General features: G+C 41.2%; 17 protein-coding genes and 1 pseudogene. 4 read left to right on the top strand and 14 right to left on the bottom strand.

The genetic code is table 11. From position 1 onward, the window contains the following. Window positions 1-31: 31 nt before the first annotated feature. From ACYVQ1_RS09355 to argS, 3 genes are all read left to right on the top strand, one after another. Window positions 32-571: a helix-turn-helix transcriptional regulator gene (locus tag ACYVQ1_RS09355; protein WP_270307416.1), complete on the top strand. Its 540-nt coding sequence runs from the start codon at window positions 32-34 to the stop codon at window positions 569-571. A 78-nt stretch (window positions 572-649) separates the two neighbouring features. Then, the gene (locus tag ACYVQ1_RS09360; protein ID WP_270307417.1) at window positions 650-1,816 is read left to right on the top strand and encodes a tyrosine-type recombinase/integrase; all 1,167 of its coding nucleotides are present in this window, start codon (window positions 650-652) and stop codon (window positions 1,814-1,816) included. A gap of 206 nt (window positions 1,817-2,022) precedes the next feature. After that, the gene (gene argS, locus ACYVQ1_RS09365) at window positions 2,023-3,714 is read left to right on the top strand and encodes an arginine--tRNA ligase (protein ID WP_461250498.1); all 1,692 of its coding nucleotides are present in this window, start codon (window positions 2,023-2,025) and stop codon (window positions 3,712-3,714) included. Between the two features lie 876 nt (window positions 3,715-4,590). Here the strand turns inward: argS and ACYVQ1_RS09370 are convergent. From ACYVQ1_RS09370 to purD, 10 genes and pseudogenes are all read right to left on the bottom strand, one after another. Continuing rightward, window positions 4,591-4,836 (bottom strand): annotated as a pseudogene (locus ACYVQ1_RS09370) (adenylosuccinate lyase); the annotation flags it as partial. 39 nt (window positions 4,837-4,875) lie between these two features. Beyond that, window positions 4,876-5,724 carry a hypothetical protein gene (locus ACYVQ1_RS09375; RefSeq protein ID WP_175060959.1) on the bottom strand — a complete coding sequence of 283 codons (849 nt, stop codon included), beginning with the start codon at window positions 5,722-5,724 and terminating at the stop codon, window positions 4,876-4,878. A gap of 5 nt (window positions 5,725-5,729) precedes the next feature. Then, the gene (gene purB, locus ACYVQ1_RS09380; RefSeq protein WP_084915138.1) at window positions 5,730-7,028 is read right to left on the bottom strand and encodes an adenylosuccinate lyase; all 1,299 of its coding nucleotides are present in this window, start codon (window positions 7,026-7,028) and stop codon (window positions 5,730-5,732) included. A gap of 270 nt (window positions 7,029-7,298) precedes the next feature. After that, on the bottom strand, window positions 7,299-8,054 hold the full coding sequence (locus tag ACYVQ1_RS09385) for a DUF6710 family protein (protein WP_084915139.1): 756 nt from the start codon (window positions 8,052-8,054) through the stop codon (window positions 7,299-7,301). Between the two features lie 98 nt (window positions 8,055-8,152). Next, entirely contained in the window at window positions 8,153-8,401 is a 249-nt protein-coding gene (locus ACYVQ1_RS09390; RefSeq protein ID WP_084915141.1) for a hypothetical protein, read from the bottom strand. Window positions 8,402-8,526: 125 nt separating this feature from the next. Next, window positions 8,527-8,754 carry a phosphoribosylaminoimidazole carboxylase gene (locus ACYVQ1_RS09395; protein ID WP_084915143.1) on the bottom strand — a complete coding sequence of 76 codons (228 nt, stop codon included), beginning with the start codon at window positions 8,752-8,754 and terminating at the stop codon, window positions 8,527-8,529. A gap of 8 nt (window positions 8,755-8,762) precedes the next feature. After that, window positions 8,763-9,713 carry a ketopantoate reductase family protein gene (locus ACYVQ1_RS09400; protein ID WP_084915144.1) on the bottom strand — a complete coding sequence of 317 codons (951 nt, stop codon included), beginning with the start codon at window positions 9,711-9,713 and terminating at the stop codon, window positions 8,763-8,765. Further along, entirely contained in the window at window positions 9,714-10,805 is a 1,092-nt protein-coding gene (purK, locus tag ACYVQ1_RS09405; RefSeq protein ID WP_084915147.1) for a 5-(carboxyamino)imidazole ribonucleotide synthase, read from the bottom strand. Beyond that, window positions 10,792-11,283 (bottom strand): 5-(carboxyamino)imidazole ribonucleotide mutase, encoded by a 492-nt coding sequence (purE, locus tag ACYVQ1_RS09410; RefSeq protein ID WP_084915149.1) that lies wholly within the window; start codon window positions 11,281-11,283, stop codon window positions 10,792-10,794. Before purE ends, purK begins: the two co-directional genes overlap by 14 nt. A 200-nt stretch (window positions 11,284-11,483) precedes the next feature. Then, a complete protein-coding gene (gene purD, locus ACYVQ1_RS09415) occupies window positions 11,484-12,749 on the bottom strand; it encodes a phosphoribosylamine--glycine ligase (RefSeq protein WP_084915151.1) in 1,266 nt (421 codons plus the stop codon). Window positions 12,750-13,055: 306 nt separating this feature from the next. Here purD and ACYVQ1_RS09420 point away from each other — a divergent pair, with 306 nt between their 5' ends. Continuing rightward, on the top strand, window positions 13,056-13,895 hold the full coding sequence (locus ACYVQ1_RS09420; protein WP_084915153.1) for a CHAP domain-containing protein: 840 nt from the start codon (window positions 13,056-13,058) through the stop codon (window positions 13,893-13,895). A gap of 191 nt (window positions 13,896-14,086) precedes the next feature. On the opposite strand, the gene purH is transcribed toward ACYVQ1_RS09420, so the two are convergent. The 4 genes from purH to purF form a co-directional block, all read right to left on the bottom strand. Next, on the bottom strand, window positions 14,087-15,634 hold the full coding sequence (gene purH / locus ACYVQ1_RS09425) for a bifunctional phosphoribosylaminoimidazolecarboxamide formyltransferase/IMP cyclohydrolase (RefSeq protein WP_461250499.1): 1,548 nt from the start codon (window positions 15,632-15,634) through the stop codon (window positions 14,087-14,089). A gap of 75 nt (window positions 15,635-15,709) precedes the next feature. Continuing rightward, window positions 15,710-16,264, bottom strand: a complete 555-nt coding sequence (purN, locus tag ACYVQ1_RS09430) for a phosphoribosylglycinamide formyltransferase (RefSeq protein ID WP_461250500.1) — start codon at window positions 16,262-16,264, stop codon at window positions 15,710-15,712. Beyond that, a complete protein-coding gene (gene purM, locus ACYVQ1_RS09435; RefSeq protein WP_013989890.1) occupies window positions 16,264-17,286 on the bottom strand; it encodes a phosphoribosylformylglycinamidine cyclo-ligase in 1,023 nt (340 codons plus the stop codon). The genes purN and purM overlap by 1 nt, the downstream gene beginning before the upstream one ends. Window positions 17,287-17,456: 170 nt before the next feature. After that, the gene (gene purF, locus ACYVQ1_RS09440; protein ID WP_461250501.1) at window positions 17,457-18,896 is read right to left on the bottom strand and encodes an amidophosphoribosyltransferase; all 1,440 of its coding nucleotides are present in this window, start codon (window positions 18,894-18,896) and stop codon (window positions 17,457-17,459) included. Window positions 18,897-18,965 lie beyond the last annotated feature (69 nt).

The following is an 18,965-nucleotide window of genomic DNA, read 5'->3' on the forward strand; positions in this document are numbered from 1 at the left end:
TGTTAGACTTGTAGTTGTAGAGGTAAAGAGTATGAGTGATAAAAAAGAATTTAAGCACAATAATAAACTTAAGGAATTGAGGAAAGATAAAGGGTTATCTCAACAAGCCCTAGCAGAACAAATAGGTGTGCATTATAGAACATTGCAGAACTGGGAAAATGGGAAAACAAACATAAAGCCAGAAAAAGCTGAACAGTTAGCAAGTTTTTTTAATGTCCCAGTAGTTCATCTATTAGGTTATGATGATATAGGGGATTTAATAACCGACACCGAGGATAGTCTAAAAAAAGGTGTCGAAGAACAACAAAAGGTAGGACAACAAGCTTCAAGCCATTATGACTATTTTTTGGAGACTATTTTTGATGTATTAGACACATTCAAAGAGGGAACGAAAGAAAATAAACTGGAACAAAAAGATTCACTAGAAATGATTGATACTCTAGAATATTTAGTTACCAGTTTAGATAAATGGAATAAAAAACTTTACGAGTCGCAAACAATGCTCCTACAGTATGATAAGTTAAAACAGAAAATTGATTACTCAAAACAAGAGTTAAAAAACTTAAAGTAAACGATTATCTCTTAAACATTTAACCAATCTAAACCCGACATAATATGGCTTGCCTGCTGATGTTTAGAAAGGTTTATCATGAAAATTAACGAGATAAAGAAAAAAGACGGGTCAACCGTCTATCGTGCTAATGTATATCTTGGTGTTGATGTAATCACTGGCAAGAAAGTTACAACTAAAGTAACCGCTAGGACAAAGAAAGAACTCAAGACCAAAGCTCAACAAGCGCAATTTGATTTTAAAGCTAATGGATCAACACGCTACAAAGAAGTAGCAATAGAAACATACGAGGAGTTAGCTATTTCATGGTGGGATAGCTACAAAAATACAGTTAAAGCTAATACAAGAACGACACAAAAAGGACTCTTAAACAACCATGTTTTACCGTTGTTTGGTGAGTTTAAACTGGATAAGCTAACCACGCCTTTAATTCAGTCCATGATGAATAAGCTGGCAAACAGTACAAATACTGGTGAAGTTGGCGCTTATCTTCATTACGGCAAAATTCACACCCTTAATAAACGTATATTACAGTATGGAGTGATTTTACAAGTTATTCCCACTAACCCAGCTAATAACGTTGTTTTGCCTAGAAACACTCAAAAGGATAAGAAAGCCAAAGTTAAGCATTTCAATAATGAAGAGTTAAAACAGTTTCTTACCTACCTTGATAGCTTGGATAACACTAAATATAAAAATTATTATGATATCACGCTATATAAGTTCTTACTTGCCACTGGTTGCCGTATTAACGAGGCGTTGGCTCTCTCATGGTCTGATATTGACCTTGGTAATTCGGTTGTGCATATAACAAAGACTTTAAACTGTGAAATGGAGTTAAACAGTCCAAAATCAAAATCTGGCTACCGAGATATCGACATAGATCAGCAAACCGCAACCATGATGAAAAGATACCAACGCAAGCAAACTCAAGAGGCTTGGAAACTAGGTAGGACTGAAATAGTGGTATTCTCTGATTTCATCAATGCCTATCCAAATTATAAAGCAGTAGCGGGACGACTTAAGTCGCATTTTAAAAAAGCTGGGGTAAATAATATAGGTTTCCACGGTTTTCGACATACTCATGCTAGTTTGCTTCTTAATTCGGGTATTCCTTATAAGGAGTTGCAACACCGCCTAGGACATTCTACTCTTTCAATGACTATGGACACTTACAGTCACTTATCAAAAGAGAACGCTAAAAAAGCGACGTCATTTTATGAGCAAGCACTAAAATCTATCTAAAAGTAAGCAAAAAGGTAAGCAAATTGAAATTAGAATATGAATTAGCAGTTACTAGCCCTTTATTTTCAAAGGGGGTGCTTATTCTAACCGATAACAGTAGTATTCTTTCATGAAATACTTCTTGAGAGATACTTTCTTGTCTCTACCCTATTAACTAAAATAATGGTAAAATAGGTATGAATGACAAGATTTGAAATGGAGTGCCTATGAATACTAAAGAACTCATTGCAGCAGAGATTGCCAAAGTTGTTCCCGAATTGGAACAAGAAAACATTCAAAATCTGCTTGAAACCCCTAAAAATGCTGACATGGGGGACCTTGCCTTCCTTGCCTTCTCATTGGCAAAAGTCTTACGCAAGGCCCCTCAAATGATTGCAGCAGACATCGCTGAAAAAATTGATGCTTCAAACTTTGAAAAAGTTGAAGCTGTTGGTCCTTACATCAACTTCTTCCTTGATAAATCAAAAATCTCGGCGGACGTTCTTGGACAAGTCATCGCTCAAGGCAGCCACTACGCTGACCAAAACATCGGTCACGGACGTAACATTGCCTTTGATATGTCTAGCCCTAACATCGCTAAACCTTTCTCTATCGGTCACTTGCGTTCAACAGTTATCGCTGACGCTCTTGCCAACATCGTAGCTAAACAAGGCTACAAACCAGTCCGCATCAATCACTTGGGTGACTGGGGTAAACAGTTTGGTATGCTGATTGTTGCCTATAAGAAATGGGGTAGCGAGGAAGCTGTCAAAGCCAACCCTATCAATGAACTTCTTCAACTTTATGTGCGTATCAATGCCGAAGCTGAAAAAGACTCATCTGTAGATGAAGAAGCTCGTGAATGGTTCCGTAAATTGGAAGCTGGTGACGAGGAAGCAACTGCCCTCTGGCAATGGTTCCGTGACGAAAGCTTAGTAGAATTCAACCGTCTCTATGATGAACTTGGTGTTTCATTTGATAGCTACAACGGTGAAGCCTTCTACAATGATAAGATGGACGAAGTCGTTGACATCTTGACAGAAAAAGGACTTCTCCAAGAATCTCAAGGTGCCCAAGTGGTTAACCTTGAAAAATACGGTATCGAACACCCAGCCCTCATCAAAAAATCAGATGGTGCAACACTCTACATCACACGTGACTTGGCTGCTGCCCTCTACCGTAAACGTACTTACGACTTTGCCAAAGCCATCTATGTGGTTGGTAATGAACAATCTGCTCACTTCAAACAGTTGAAAGCTGTTCTTAAAGAAATGGGCTACGACTGGTCTGACGATATGACTCACGTTGCCTTTGGTCTTGTAACTAAGAACGGTAAGAAATTGTCAACTCGTAAGGGTAACGTTATCTTACTTGAGCCAACTATCGCTGAAGCTGTTAACCGTGCTCAAGCTCAAATCGAAGCTAAGAATCCAAACTTGCCTAACAAGGAAGCTGTTGCCCACGCTGTTGGTGTCGGAGCTATCAAGTTCTACGACCTTAAAACAGACCGCATGAATGGTTATGACTTCGACCTTGATGCCATGGTATCCTTCGAGGGGGAAACTGGACCTTACGTACAGTATGCACACGCTCGTATCCAATCTATCTTGCGCAAGGCTGACTTCACACCATCTGCAGATGCCACATACAGCCTAAACGACGTTGAAAGCTGGGAAATCATCAAACTCATCCAAGACTTCCCACGTATCATCAACCGTGCATCAGATAACTTTGAACCATCTATCGTTGCTAAATTTGCTATCAGCTTGGCTCAAGCCTTTAACAAATACTATGCCCATACACGTATCTTGGACGAAAGCCCAGAACGTGACAGCCGTTTGGCTCTTTGCTACGCAACAGCAACAGTCCTCAAAGAAGCCCTTCGCCTTCTCGGTGTTGAAGCTCCAGACGAGATGTAAGCCATATTTAAAACGCCTAAGGGCGTTTTTTAGTGACCAAAAAAAGAACCCAACACATGGTGTTGAGCTCTTTTGGAGATTATGAAAAAGAAAAGTTCGTTGTTCTACAAAAAGTGTAAGCCAACGAGACTTACTGAACAAGGTTCAGTAAAAGTTATTTAGGAGACTTAAAGTATAACCTCCCTACCTTAAAGAAACCTTAAATCGCAGAAAAAAATCCCCAAAGGGATTTTCACAACAGTCCAGAGACCGCTGAAAAGATACGATTGTACAGGCTTCCCAACCTCTTCTTCCTAATCCTCCAAGGTGACCGCTTGTCCAATAGAATCTTTATATAACTATATTACCTTGTTTTGGAAGGGTTTTCAAGTGTTTTCTTAAAATATCCTAATAAAACCTCAAAAAAGAAGAAAAAAGCCTAGATTTCTAGACTTTCTTCGGGGAGATTTGTTATGAAAAAATTATGTTTACCTCTAGCTCACAAAAGCTAGCTGCTTTACTAGGATGGTTATAATATATCTTAATAAACTTAAAAGTAGCTTAAGATATTATTATCTTTTGTCACTTTTTAAAATAATAAGCAAAATAAGTAATAGTAAGGATCCACTAGGAATATCCATATCTAAAAACCAAGAGGGGACTTTGATACTTCCAAGATCATTCATGATGCGGATGATATTATAAGCAATGCTTACTATTACGAGGCTAAGTTCCGGTAAACAGTTAAATCGTCCTTTTAAGATGGCTAACTTCTCCTTCCTGACAGTTTTCTAGCGATGACTCTATTATACGGCTGAAAAGAGAACAAAAATAGTGACATAAATGTCACCATCAAAAAAAGCAGGTCTGCCCTGCTTTTTTACTGTATTGCTTCAATTAGTCACCCAAACCGATGCGTTCGAAGATTTCATCAACACGTTTAGTGTAGTAAACTGGGTTGAAGATCTCGTCGATTTCTTCTTGGGTGAGGCGAGAAGTTACCTCTGGATCTGCTTCAAGAAGTGGTTTGAAGTCTACTTGGTTATCCCAAGATTGGGCTGTCTTTGGTTGTACAAGGTCATAAGCTTGCTCACGAGTCATGCCTTTTTCAATCAAAGTAAGCATCGCACGTTGGCTGAAGATGCCTTTTTAGATTATTAAATTACTATTATCTTATTTTGACTAATTTTGAATCCACAAAATCAACATACCCGAAGTCATCAGGTAAGATAGTACTGAAAAAACAATAATCATTATAATTAAAAAAATTTGCGACTCTAAAAAGGATGTATTATATATAGTCCTTTTTATAAATTTAGGGACATTTATTTTTCTTGCAAAATAAATCAACAAATTTCTTAACATCATAAAATATACTAAAAGTTGTTGTGCTACCGCAATTAATAGACCCAATATTATATACGTACTTCTAATAAACTCGCTATTTATCAGAGTAGCTGACATTCCTTCAGAAATTTTTGATAAATTAAATCCATAATAAATCGTAAGTATAGATATAGGGATTGAATAAAAAAGATAAATTAATGTAGATTTTTGAATACGCCCACTAATTGCAATAAAAAACAAAATTATAATTGAAGACAACAGAGGAATTAAACCATACCATTTTAAAACAAGCGAAATTTCATTTATATACTTCATAAACATATAAACAGCACCACTAATAAGCACTAGAGATAAGATAATCATCCCCCAAAAATCAGAATCGCTCATATTTTTGTTATATTGAGTAGGCTTAGTTTTCTTTCTTTTAAGTTGAAAGTCCTCTCCCGGAATATATGTAGGAGTTGGAATTATTTTTGTATCCTCAGAAATTTCTAATGAATTGTTATTGAAAAAGTGTGATAATTTATTAATCCATTCAGAAAATCTTGGCCCTATCCGTGGTAGTTTAATTAATGTTTTCCTAAGAACTAGTATAACAATACCTACAATTAATGATTGAATTATACCATCCGGTGTGGTTTTTATTACATTATTCAACCAAGCTAGTACAGTATCTACATTCATTATTTTTACTCACCCAAACCGATGCGTTCGAAGATTTCATCAACACGTTTAGTGTAGTAAACTGGGTTGAAGATTTCGTCGATTTCTTCTTGAGTGAGGCGTGATGTTACTTCTGGATCTGCTTCAAGAAGTGGCTTGAAGTCTACTTGGTTATCCCATGATTGGGCAGTCTTTGGTTGAACAAGATCGTAAGCTTGCTCACGTGTCATGCCTTTTTCAATCAAAGTAAGCATAGCACGTTGGCTGAAGATAAGACCAAATGTAGAGTTCATGTTGCGAATCATGTTTTCTGGGAAGACTGTCAAGTTCTTAACGATGTTTCCGAAACGATTGAGCATGTAGTCAATCAAGATTGTTGTGTCTGGTGCGATGATACGCTCAGCTGATGAATGTGAGATATCACGTTCGTGCCAAAGGGCTACATTTTCATAGGCTGTTACCATGTGACCACGGATCACACGCGCAAGACCTGTCATGTTTTCAGAACCGATAGGGTTACGTTTGTGAGGCATTGCTGAAGATCCTTTTTGACCTTTAGCAAAGAACTCTTCCACTTCACGTTGTTCTGATTTTTGAAGACCACGAATCTCTGTTGCCATACGCTCAATAGAAGTTGCGATGCTCGCAAGAACTGCAAAATACTCAGCATGAAGGTCACGAGGAAGGACCTGTGTAGAGATTTCTTGAGCACGGATACCCAATTTGTCGCAGACGTATTTTTCAACGAATGGTGGGATGTTGGCAAAGTTACCAACCGCACCAGAAATCTTACCAGCTTCCACACCAGCAGCAGCATGCTCGAAACGCTCGATGTTACGTTTCATTTCGCTGTACCAAGTTGCCAATTTAAGACCAAAAGTTGTAGGCTCAGCGTGCACACCGTGCGTACGACCCATCATGATAGTGAACTTGTGTTCTTTCGCTTTGTCAGCGATGATGTTAAGGAAGTTTTCAAGGTCCTTGCGGATGATATCGTTGGCTTGTTTGTAGAGGTAACCATAGGCAGTATCTACTACGTCAGTAGAAGTCAAACCATAGTGAACCCACTTACGCTCTTCACCAAGCGTTTCAGAAACCGCACGTGTGAAGGCAACCACATCGTGACGAGTTTGCTGCTCGATTTCCAAAATACGGTCGATGTCAAAGTCCGCTTTTTCACGAATCAAAGCCACATCTTCCTTAGGGATTTCCCCCAACTCAGCCCATGCTTCGTCAGCCAAGATTTCCACCTCAAGCCAAGCACGGTATTTATTTTCTTCAGTCCAAATGTTCGCCATTTCTGGGCGAGAGTAACGTTCGATCATTTTTAAGATACCAAGGGCGACTAGAAAGCGACTGAATTTTAGGAAACCAACGACGGACGCTTGCGTCCTAGGAGGTTTATCTAAATTCCGAGCTTTCCGCCCGGGTTCAGTTCTGCAAACTAGATGCCCATTTCCTTTCTTTGTTTACAATTAGGAAGTCCGTAGCCCGTATTCAGTTAAAGAATACGGTGCCCTTGTTCCTTTCTTTTTTATTTTTTTCTATGTAAAGATTGGGAGTATGGGACTAATGCTGAATATCCTTATAAATTTCTAAAACCTATGGTACTCAGCTTCCAATAAATATCTTCCAAGTTCAAAAATAACTCCCGAATAGAAAATTATCTTTTTATCATAGGATAATGCAATAGTTGAATCATCCAATTTCTTTCTATAATTTAAACCATCAAAATATATCTTTTCATATAAATTTGAATAATTATAGACAGCCTTTATAACAGTCTGTCCTTCATGTTGAAATCTCGCAGCAAATTGTGAGTGATTAGCTCCATTACAAACTACAATATCCATAGGATAAATATAATGATTTTCTATATTACTACTGTAACGTTCCCCATCAAAAACATTATTATCATTTATGTCTTTGAAATTTCTTATTATCCTATCAGAATTCCAAGTATTCAATAAAATAGGAAACTCTCTAATAGCTATTTTTATCGGGCCATCTTCTCTAATCGTTTTATCACGATAGAACTTCAAATCATCCGGATGAATTTTTTCGCAAATTATTTCATCAGTAATCACATCATTTCTATCTGCAAGCATATTATAAATTGTCTCAATTGACGAATTATTTTGCGCATCATGAATTGTTTCAATAGTTTGAATAGCTTCATCAAAATTTAAATACTCTATTATAATCGATAAGAGATTTTTAACTACTACTATTCTTTCAGATGTATTAGATTTCTCAACTATATTTTTATAATTGAGGAATCTACTTTGATAATCAACCACATCCTCTTTTACTGACTCAATTTCAAAGAACCTCCTAACAAAACTTAGCATCAACACTTCCTTTACACTTAATTTTTCTATGACATAATGACATTCTAATTGAGTCTGTGATAAAGTCTCTAATCATAATGTCATAGGAAATCTCAATTCTACTTTTCCTTTTTCGTTTTTAGGACATATTTATATACAAAATCAATAAACTCTTGGGCCTCACTGGGACGAAGATCCCAATGCTTTTGAAGTAGTGCCTTTGTTCTTTCCTCGTCAATTCCAGCTTCTAAAAGAGCTGTTGTAGCCTTTCCAATGTTATCTAATCGCTCATTATATGCTGCATCATCTAGCTTAGCTTGTTGATTTGCTATAATTCTTTCCCGCAAATCTTCCCAAAAACCCGTCATATAAAATTCTCCTATCTTGTTTCAGGACAATCTCTGCAATAATAAGCCTTTTTCTATCTCTCATTACTATTTACTTTTTGAATACACACTCTCTCTTTCTATCTATCAAATATTTTAGTCTTAGCTCATTCAAATTCTTCTTTCCCAATCCACACTGATGGATAGTGATCGAGTGTATTCAAATCAGTATCCATCGGCAAATCATAGATAGCTAAATAGTTTTCAGGATATTGAGCAACCAACTCTTCATACTTAGCTCTCAATTTTTCGTGATTGCTACTCGCATACAAGACTTCAACGACTGCCCCAGTCTTATCTTTTTCAACAAATGCACTAACGATGAGTTGAATCATAAAGCCTCCTAAATCGAAATTCCCTTCATGTTTGCTTCTAGAATGGGCATGTCCACACCTAACTCCTGACCGGTCTGATAGACACTTTGACAACAGTAGAAAATATCCTGTTTATCATTGTGTAAGGTCATGATTTTTCGTGTCAGCTCATTTTTCGCAAACATGATTTTCATGGCTTTGCCTGCTATCCATGCGGGAATTTTGTATGGTAAGAGTTCGGCTTTGTAAAGCTTCAAATTCACTCCACGCGCTTCTACCACTTTCAAAGCCTCTCGAATGGCCTTGATGGCGAGTGATAATTCCGAAGAACTATTCATCAAGTTCAAAGCCAGCTGTTCTGGGTTTTCCAATTTTCCCGAACGAGCAGCTGTTGAAGTAACACCCGCATTAATCGCCATGTGAATCCAGATCCACTCGACCATATCATGAGGAACTTCCCACTTCAAATCTGCAGAAGTCAATAAATCTGTCAGATCAGCATAGTTAGAAATATCTGCTTTTTGCTCACCTTCTAGCATTAAATGGTCGAACAAGACACCATCCAAATGGTCCTCCTGCATATGACCGCCCGCTGTCGGAAAAGCCAGAATATAGTCGTAATCTCCTGCCCACTCTTGGACCTCTTTTCGTGTATTCCAGAAATTGCAGAAGAAAACGAGGGTGCCTTTGATATTATTTTTTCGCAAGGTTTCCACGGCTTCTTTGACAAAACCATGACGCACACTGAGAAAAATAAAATCATATTCCAAATGAGCTTCTGCCACATGAACTTCATAGGTGTCGTGTTTGTTTTCACCCTTGGAATGATAGCGACCATCTAGCAAATCAACCGAGAGGGATTTTGGAGCATTGTTTCGCTTACTGTCTCTAAGTACGTGTTCTACTTGATGACCTGCTTTTTGAAAAGCGTAGGCGTAAGTGGTCCCGATAACTCCGAGTCCTAGGATTGCTATTCTCACCTAAAAATCAATTCCTTTCCCAAACTCAACCACACTATCTGGTTCATCACTAAACAAAGTCACATGCCCCATTTTGCGGTTGTGCTTCGCTTCTAGTTTACCATACATGTGAAGGTGGGCGCTTGGATTTTCTGTGACATAACGCTCAGCTGCTTCGACGTGTTGGCCGAGGACGTTGAGCATGACAGCAGGTGCATGGAGGTGGATTGCTGGAAGTGGTGCTCCGAGAACACCCAAGATATGCGTGTCAAATTGTGAAAAGTCGCAGGCTTCGATTGAGTAGTGCCCTGAATTGTGTGGGCGTGGCGCGATTTCGTTGACAATGATGTCATCAGCTGTCGCAAACATTTCTACACAGAGAGTACCAGAGAGGTTAAGTTGCTCAGCAATCTTCACGGCCATAGCTTTAGCTTTCTCAGCTAGACTATCAGAAATGCGAGCAGGCACGATTGTTTTAGAGAGGATGTTGTTGCGATGGATATTTTCCTGAACTGGGAAAACCGTCACGTCCTTGCCGTTACCAGACACGATAACCGAAATTTCAAGGTCGAAGTTGACGAACTCTTCCAAGACACACTCGGCTGAGTTAGCAAGGGCATTTGCCTCTTCCAAATCGTCGGCTGATGTGATGACTTTTTGACCGTGGCCATCGTAACCACCTGTCGCAGTCTTGAGAACGTATTTTTTAGAAAGGTCAATATCTTCCAAATCAAGGCTAGAGGTCACAACCTTGTAAGGAGCAACTGTCACTTTAGCCTTATTTGAGAGGAAGTCCTTCTCAAAGATACGGTTTTGTGAAATGCGAAGCAGGTCTGTCCCTTGTGGGAGCTGACCGTCTTTAATAACAGCGTCAAGACCGTCAGCGTCGACATTTTCAAATTCATAGGTAAGAACATCACAGCGGTCCGCCAGCTGATGAAGGGCATCTACGTCATCGTAAGGAGCCACGATAACCTCAGACACACGAGAAGATGGACAATCTGCTGCAGGATCAAGGGTGATAACCTTGTGACCCATGTAGATAGCTGAGATAGCCATCATCTGACCAAGCTGGCCACCTCCGATGATACCAATGGTTTTAGTTGAGCTCATTTGTAGACTCCTCTGCGATTTTTCCTTGTTCTTCAGCAAAATCTGCCAAAGCTGTCGCAATAGCCTGGTCCTCTACTGATAGGAGACGGAGGGCAAAGAGGGCAGCGTTAGTCGCACCTGCTTCACCAATCGCCATGGTTGCGACAGGTACACCACCTGGCATCTGAACGATAGAATAGAGCGAATCCACACCGCTAAGAGCACGTGATTTGACTGGCACACCAATGACTGGAAGAGTTGTTTTGGCAGCAACCATACCTGGCAAGTGGGCTGCACCACCAGCACCCGCGATGATGACCTTGATGCCACGGCTACGTGCTTCTTCAGCATGCTTGAACATGAGGTCTGGTGTACGGTGAGCGGAAACAACTTTCTTTTCGTAAGCAACGCCGAAGTTATCGAGGACTTCAGCGGTTTTTTGCATGGTTGCCCAGTCGGATTTTGAGCCCATGATGATGGAAATTACTGGTTTAGTCATAATTTTTCCTTTTTATCCTTTTTGATAATGGTCTTAGATGGTGGGGACGGAAGCAAATCTTCGGTTTCATTCCTAAACTTTGAGCCTAGGGTCTCAAAGTTTCTCTCGACCAGAACAGAGACTGTTCTGGTCTTTTTACCACGGCGACCATTATCTTAGTTTGGCTCGCTTTCGCTCGCCATTGACAAATATTATATCTGTTAATCTTTTATCGCTTTGCTACCGATATCTGTACGGTAGAACAAGCCTTCTGTGTTTTGGTTATTGAGTTCGCTGTAAATAATGTTTTGACCATCTTTGACGGTGTCTGCTGTTGTGACCAGCATGTAAACACGTCCGCCGTTTGAGAGGAGGTCTTGGCCATTTTCAGCGAATTTAGCACCTGCATAGTAAGTGATGATGTCGCCCTCTGTCTTGGCAGGAAGCTTGACACCTTTCTCATAAGCAAGTGGGTAGCCGTTTGATGCTACAACCACACCAAGTGTCACACCTTTGTCAGTCCATGTGATAGTTGGCTCTTTACCATCCAAAATATCAGTGATATTTTGCGCAAAATCAGAAGTCAAACGAGGCAAGATGATTTGCGTTTCAGGATCGCCAAAGCGAGAGTTGAACTCGATGACTTTAGAACCGTCAGCTGTCAAGATAAGACCAGCGTAAAGGACACCAGTGTAAGGACGACCTTCTTTAATCATACCTTCAAGGACTGGCTTGACAATAGTGTCAACCGCTGTGTCAACCACGCTCTGTGTTAAGTGAGGAACCGGCGCATAGGCACCCATCCCACCAGTGTTAGGGCCCTTGTCCCCATCATAAGCACGTTTGTGGTCCTGAGCCGTTGGCATGATGTAGAACTTGTCACCATTAACAAAGGCAAAGAGAGAGAACTCTTCCCCGTCAAGGAATTCCTCGATGACCACACGCGCACCTGAATCACCGAATTTATTATCCAAAAGCATCTCGTGAGCAGCTTCTACTGCTTGCTCGACTGTCTCAGCAACGACGACACCCTTACCAAGGGCCAAGCCGTCTGCCTTGACGACGATTGGAGCGCCTTTCCCCTCGATGTAGGCCTTGGCTTCCTCGAAATCTGAAAAGGTGCCATAAGCTGCTGTCGGAACGTCGTATTTGACCATGATTTCCTTAGCGAAATCCTTAGACCACTCCAGCTCAGCCGCAGCCTTGGTCGGACCAAAAGCCTTAAGACCAGCTGCATTGAAATCATCCACAATTCCAGCCGCAAGCGCATCATCTGGACCGATAAAGGTCCAAGCAATATCGTTCGCTTTTGCAAACTCAATCAGCTTAGAATGTTCGGAAATTCCGATATTGATCAAATCAAGACCGTCCAATGTCATCCCGTCATTACCAGGAGCTACGAAAACTTGCTCAACGTCTTTAGACTCCAATAATTTCTTGGCAATCGCATGTTCACGACCACCAGAACCAACAACCAAAAGTTTCATTTGAAAGATACCTCAATATCAAATAAGACTAGGGGCAAATGCCCGTTAACGACAATCATTCGGAAAAATTAGCAATTTTCACGAATTATACATAACCATTATAACATATTTGTTCGGAGATATGGGTGTGTATCCAAATTTGAACATAAAAAAGGTGGCCACTTGGACCACCTCTTGGGAGATTATGAAAACGAAAAAAGTTATTTAGGATTAATGATAGTATACCCTGAGCAGCTTAAGGGAGGCTTAAACGCAAAAATATCTTCATTTTCCTGAAAAACTGCGAATAGGTAGGTGGAGGTTAAAATGAAGAAAAAATTACTAAATTGTCTCTTACCGCTAGCTTGTCTAGCGACTGTATCGGTTTCGTGTGGCAGCTCTGCTCAGGCGGCTGTCCTTGGAGATGACTACCCTTCCTCTTGGAAATATGGGGGATTCGGCGTGGACCCTTGGACTATGTACTGGCGTCAGTGTACGTCTTTTGCGGCCTATCGTCTCAGTAATACCAATGGTTTCACCTTACCTGTAGGTTATGGGAATGCCATCACTTGGGGCAGTATCGCACGTGCCAATGGTCACCGTGTTGACATGAATCCTGCCGTTGGAAGCATTGCCTGGTTCTCAGCCGGTGTCAATGGAGCTGGTCACATGGGACATGTCGCTTGGGTTGCTGAAGTTCATGGCGATCAGGTAACGATTGAGGAATATAACTACGATGCGGGTCAGGGACCTGAGAAATATCACAAACGTAGCTTCCATAAGAGTCAAGTGTCTGGCTATATCCATTTTAAAGACCTTGAACCAGGGGCTCAAAACGGAAATACTACTAACTCTTCTATCAAAGTTGGCAATACGGTCCGCTTCACAGGTACCTTCCGTGTCACATCTGTATCAGGAAATACCATCACCAGCCAAGATTTAGCTGGAGGCACACCAACCAAACACAATATCGTTGACCCTGGACCCGTTCTTGAAGTTGATAGACAAGGCAATCCAACTTCAGACCAGTACCTCAATCCTGGTGAAACTTTTACCATTCCAGGTAACTTCAAAGTGCTTGCCATTGACCCACCAAGCGATGGTATTCTCGTCCAAATCGGCAATCGCAAGACTTGGGTAACTCAGTCTGTCCTTGAAAAGGTTTAAATCTATTGAACAATCGTGAGAACGGTTGTTTTTTTGATGGTATGAAACAAAAAAGCCCAGCAGATGCTGAGCTCTTAGGAGATTTATGAAAAAGAAAAGTTTTTTAGGATGGTATTAGTATAACTTGGAGAGCTTAAAGGAAACTTAAGGCATCTAAAAAACATCCAATTTCTTGGATGCTTTGTAAGTTCTTAATGACGGAAGTGACGAACGCCTGTAAAGATCATTGTCAAACCATGTTTATCAGCCGCTTCGATAGACTCTTGGTCACGTACTGAGCCACCTGGTTGGATGATTGCTTTAATACCTGCTTTGGCGATTTCTTCCACGTTATCTGCAAATGGGAAGAAGGCATCTGAAGCAAGAACAGCTCCGTCAAGACGGTCTTTAGCTTGGTCAATGGCGATACGGACAGAAGCCACACGGTTAGTTTGACCAGGGCCAACACCAAGTGTCATGTGGTCATTAGTCACGATAATACCGTTTGATTTGACGTACTTGATGGCTTTCCAAGCAAACTCAAGAGCTGTCGCTTCTGTCTCAGTTGGTTGGCGTTTCGTAACCACTTGCCAGTCAGCTGGACTTTCTTTAACAACATCTTGGTTTTGAACGAGAAGTCCACCGACAACACCAGTGTATTCTGCTTCCACTTCGCTAGCATCTTGAGCGTCAAATGGCAACTCAAGGATACGCAAGTTTTTCTTCTTGGTTGTCAAGATTTCAAGCGCTTCGTCTGTGTAGCTTGGTGCAATGATGATTTCAAGGAAGACACCATGCATTTTCTTAGCTGTCGCAGCGTCAACTTCACGGTTGAGGACTACGATTCCACCGAAGATTGACACTGGGTCAGCTTCATAAGCGTAGTCCCAAGCTGTTTCGATGTCATCAGCTTGACCGATACCACATGGGTTCATGTGTTTGAGAGCCACAACTGTTGGGCGGTCTTTGAAATCACGGATGATACGGATAGCAGCATCAGCGTCACGGATATTGTTGAATGACAATTCTTTACCGTTAAGCTGTTTAGCTGAAGCAATTGAGTAATCCGTTGGCAAACCTTTTTGGTAGAAGTCTGCGTCTTGTTGAGGATTTTCCCCATAACGCATTGGTTGTTTAAGGTCATAAGTCAAAGTGAGTTTTTCAGGTTTTGTTTCACCCACTTGAGCTGTGAAGTATTCCGCAATCAAAGCATCGTATGAAGCTGTGTGACGGTATACTTTAGCTGCCAAACGTTGGCGAGTTTCGTAGCTTGTTTCGCCGTTCGCTGACAATTCATCAAGAACAACCGCATAGTCAGCAGGGTCTACCACAACTGTTACGCTAGCGTGGTTTTTAGCTGCTGAACGAAGCATAGATGGCCCACCGATATCGATGTTTTCCACCGCGTCAGCGTAAGTCACGTCTGGTTTGAGGATGGTTTCCTTGAATGGGTAAAGATTGACCACAACAAGGTCGATCAGTTCGATCTGATTATCCTTAGCAGCTTGAAGGTGGCTATCGAGGTCACGACGAGCGAGGAGACCCCCGTGGATATTTGGGTGGAGGGTCTTCACACGACCGTCCATCATTTCTGGAAAACCAGTCACATCATCAATGGCGATAGTGTCTACCCCAGCATTGTCAAGGGCAACTTTGGTACCACCTGTTGAGATGATGTCCCAACCTAATTTTTTGAGTTCTTGGGCAAATTCAACAATGCCCGCTTTGTCTGAGACTGAAATAAGTGCTCGTTTAGTCATTTTCTTTCTTTTCCTTTTTTAAAAAAGTTCTTTATCTGCTACAGTCAAAAATTTTCTTTCAGCTCTAGCACTTCCTTATTTTCGTGCAACACCCAAACTATCCAAGACTTCTGGATAGAGCTTGTACTCTGTTTCGTGGATGCGAGTTTCGAAAGTATCAAGGGTATCACCTTCAAGGCGTGGGACACGGACTTGTTTGATGACCTTACCGGTATCAACGCCAGAATCCACCCAGTGAATAGTCACGCCAGACTGGTCAACACCTGCATTCCAAGCATCCTCAATACCATGAGCACCTGGAAATTCAGGGAGATAAGCCGGGTGAATATTGATAATACGGCCTTCATAAGCTGCTAGCAAGGTTGGGCCGACGATTTTCATATAACCCGCCAAACAAACCAAATCAATCTGGTGATCATCCAAGAGTTTGACGATAGCTTCTTCATAAGCCGCTTTATTGTCAAATTCCTTGAGTTCAAAGGCATGGCTAGCCACACCAAGGTTTTTGGCACGTTCTAAGACATAGGCATCGCGGTGATCTGAAAAGACAAATTCTACTGGAAATTGTTCTGCAATCACCTGGAAGTTTGAGCCGTTGCCAGAGGCAAAAACAGCAATCCTTTTAGCCATTATTTAATCACCACACTTGCGCCATCTTTCTTCACAATACGACCGATTTCATAAACAGGTTCGTCAAGAAGTTCTTTGACACGTTCCACATTTTCTGGTTTAACCGCAAGCATGAGACCAATACCCATGTTGAAGATTTCAAACATTTCTTCGTGTTTGATTTCACCATATTTTTCAAGAGCTTTGAAAATTGGAAGGACTGGCACTTTGCTTTCGTCAATTTCAGCAGCCAAGTCATCTGAGAACATACGTGGTACATTTTCAATGAAACCACCACCTGTGATGTGGGCAATACCGTTAACCAATTCTTCTTTGATGAGTGGCAAAGCTGCTTTAACGTAGATACGAGTTGGTTCAAGAAGAACGTCTTTAAGTTTTTTGCCTTCAAGTTCTGGGAGAACTTCTTCACCTGTGTAATCAGCAAAAACACGACGCACGAGTGAGTAACCATTTGAGTGGATACCGCTTGAGGCAAGTCCAAGAAGCACATCACCTTCAGCCACTTTTGAACCGTCAATGATTTGAGATTTTTCTGCGATTCCTACCGCGAAACCTGCCAAATCATAGTCGTCTTCTCCATACATACCAGGCATTTCAGCAGTTTCACCACCAATGAGGGCGGCACCAGCTTGCACACAACCTTCAGCCACACCAGCAACGACCTGTTCCAATTTAGCTGGTTCATTTTTACCAGTTGCTACGTAGTCAAGGAAGTAAAGGGGCTCAGCTCCTGCAGCGATGATATCGTTAACACACATAGCTACACAGTCTTGACCGATAGTATCGTGTTTGTCGTACTTGATAGCAAGCATGAGTTTAGTACCGACACCATCTGTACCTGAAATCAAAACGGGCTCTTTGACACCTGTTTTTGAAAGGTCAAACATACCACCGAAGCCACCGAGAGCTCCCATGACACCTGCACGCTCTGTACGGGCAACATGTTTTTTGATACGTTCAACAACTTCATAACCTGCTTCAACATCCACACCCGATTGGGCATACGCATTTTTATTTGTCATTTGTTTATTCCTTTTCTTTTTTCGAGAAAAATACTAGTCAGGTCTCTAGCCTTGGCCCCATAGGGCAAAGCGTCTACTGACAAATGCTTTAGCTTTTAGTCAGTAGTTAGACGTGGAGCGTAAGCATTTTTAGACATAATTTTTTACTCTTTTTTCCTTCTAGACTACTCTTAATAGAAAGAAGTGTGTTCTTTCAAACTTTCCAAATAGCGTTCTTCGTAATCGTACAATGGTGTTGGATATTTACCATCGAAGTAAGCCACACAAAGGCCACCGTTTGGTGCATCTGTGTCAATTCCAATAGAATCAATCAAGCCATCAATTGATAAGTAAGTCAAGCTATCCGCACCAATGATTTCCCGTGTTTCCTCAACTGTATGATTGGCCGCAATCAATTCCTTACGTGTTTGAATATCAATACCGTAGAAACATGGGTAGGCAAGGGCTGGACTACCGATTGCCACGTGAACCTCTGTTGCTCCCGCTTCTTTTAGCAAATTAACGATACGGCGTGATGTTGTCCCACGTACAATAGAGTCGTCAATCATAACCACACGTTTGCCTTTAACAACACCTGATACGGCAGAGAGCTTCATACGAACCCCTTGCTCACGTAACTCTTGTGTTGGTTGGATAAAGGTACGTTGAGTGTATTGGTTTTTAATCAAGCCCATTTCATTTGGCAAGCCTGATTCTTCTGCAAATCCCATGGCTGCGCTAAGTGATGAATTAGGCACACCAACTACAATATCTGCTTCATGTTTGAATTCACGTGCCAATTGAGCACCCATACGTTTACGAGCTGTATGGACATTGACCCCTTGGATATTTGAATCAGGACGGGCAAAGTAAATATACTCCATTGAGCAAACAGCCAATTGGGTGTCCGTTGTATAGTTATCGTAAGTAATGCCATTATCATCGATGATAACAACCTCACCTGGATTCACATCGCGAATCCACTCTGCTCCAACCACTTCAAAGGCACAGGTTTCAGATGAAACCACAATAGCTCCATTGCCCATCTTACCAATAGAAAGGGGACGGAAACCATTTGGATCCAAGGCTGCAATGAGCTTGTCCTCAAGCATGAGGAGGTAAGCAAATCCACCTTTAACAGTGTTCAAGGCTTCTTTCACCTTACCCATGAAGGATGGGTTGTGGCTACGACGAATCAAGTGGGCCAAAATTTCTGAGTCAGAAGTCGAGTTAAAGATTGCACCATTTTTTTCCAACTCACGTCTAAGTGACTCTGCATTAGTCAAGTTCCCGTTGTGGGCAAGTCCAAACTGATTATCATGAAAGCGAAAGAGGAAGGGCTGGATGTTATCCACCGAAGCTTCACCAGCAGTCGCATAACGAACATGACCGATAGCAGCCGTTCCAGTTAGCTTGTCCAAGTTGGCTGGATCACGAAAAACTTCTGAGAGAAGCCCCATATCACGATGACGCTTCAATTGACCCGCATCATTTGAGAGAATTCCCGCTCCCTCTTGACCACGGTGTTGGAGACTGTGAAGTCCGAAATAAGTTAATTTGGCAGCATCTGGGTGACCCCAGATACCAAAAACACCACATTCTTCATTAAGAGATTTAACTTCGTATGTCATTTTTTATACCTTTTATTTTTGATATTTTCCTTATGCAAGGCGAACGAAAAACTGTTTCTAGCCTCTCAT

It is taken from the genome of Streptococcus parasalivarius, from assembly GCF_054785155.1.

Excerpts from the sequence above, each read along its gene's own strand:
- ACYVQ1_RS09395 (WP_084915143.1), bottom strand. The coding sequence starts at position 8,754 with ATGATTCAACTCATCGTTAGTGCATTTGTTGAAAAAGATAAGACTGGG.
- ACYVQ1_RS09420 (WP_084915153.1), top strand. The coding sequence starts at position 13,056 with ATGAAGAAAAAATTACTAAATTGTCTCTTACCGCTAGCTTGTCTAGCG.
- purE (WP_084915149.1), bottom strand. The coding sequence starts at position 11,283 with ATGACTAAACCAGTAATTTCCATCATCATGGGCTCAAAATCCGACTGG.
- purB (WP_084915138.1), bottom strand. The coding sequence starts at position 7,028 with ATGATCGAACGTTACTCTCGCCCAGAAATGGCGAACATTTGGACTGAA.
- ACYVQ1_RS09355 (WP_270307416.1), top strand. The coding sequence starts at position 32 with ATGAGTGATAAAAAAGAATTTAAGCACAATAATAAACTTAAGGAATTG.
- purN (WP_461250500.1), bottom strand. The coding sequence starts at position 16,264 with ATGGCTAAAAGGATTGCTGTTTTTGCCTCTGGCAACGGCTCAAACTTC.
- purM (WP_013989890.1), bottom strand. The coding sequence starts at position 17,286 with ATGACAAATAAAAATGCGTATGCCCAATCGGGTGTGGATGTTGAAGCA.
- ACYVQ1_RS09385 (WP_084915139.1), bottom strand. The coding sequence starts at position 8,054 with ATGCTAAGTTTTGTTAGGAGGTTCTTTGAAATTGAGTCAGTAAAAGAG.
- purH (WP_461250499.1), bottom strand. The coding sequence starts at position 15,634 with ATGACTAAACGAGCACTTATTTCAGTCTCAGACAAAGCGGGCATTGTT.
- ACYVQ1_RS09390 (WP_084915141.1), bottom strand. The coding sequence starts at position 8,401 with ATGACGGGTTTTTGGGAAGATTTGCGGGAAAGAATTATAGCAAATCAA.
- ACYVQ1_RS09360 (WP_270307417.1), top strand. The coding sequence starts at position 650 with ATGAAAATTAACGAGATAAAGAAAAAAGACGGGTCAACCGTCTATCGT.
- argS (WP_461250498.1), top strand. The coding sequence starts at position 2,023 with ATGAATACTAAAGAACTCATTGCAGCAGAGATTGCCAAAGTTGTTCCC.
- purD (WP_084915151.1), bottom strand. The coding sequence starts at position 12,749 with ATGAAACTTTTGGTTGTTGGTTCTGGTGGTCGTGAACATGCGATTGCC.
- purK (WP_084915147.1), bottom strand. The coding sequence starts at position 10,805 with ATGAGCTCAACTAAAACCATTGGTATCATCGGAGGTGGCCAGCTTGGT.
- ACYVQ1_RS09375 (WP_175060959.1), bottom strand. The coding sequence starts at position 5,724 with ATGAATGTAGATACTGTACTAGCTTGGTTGAATAATGTAATAAAAACC.
- purF (WP_461250501.1), bottom strand. The coding sequence starts at position 18,896 with ATGACATACGAAGTTAAATCTCTTAATGAAGAATGTGGTGTTTTTGGT.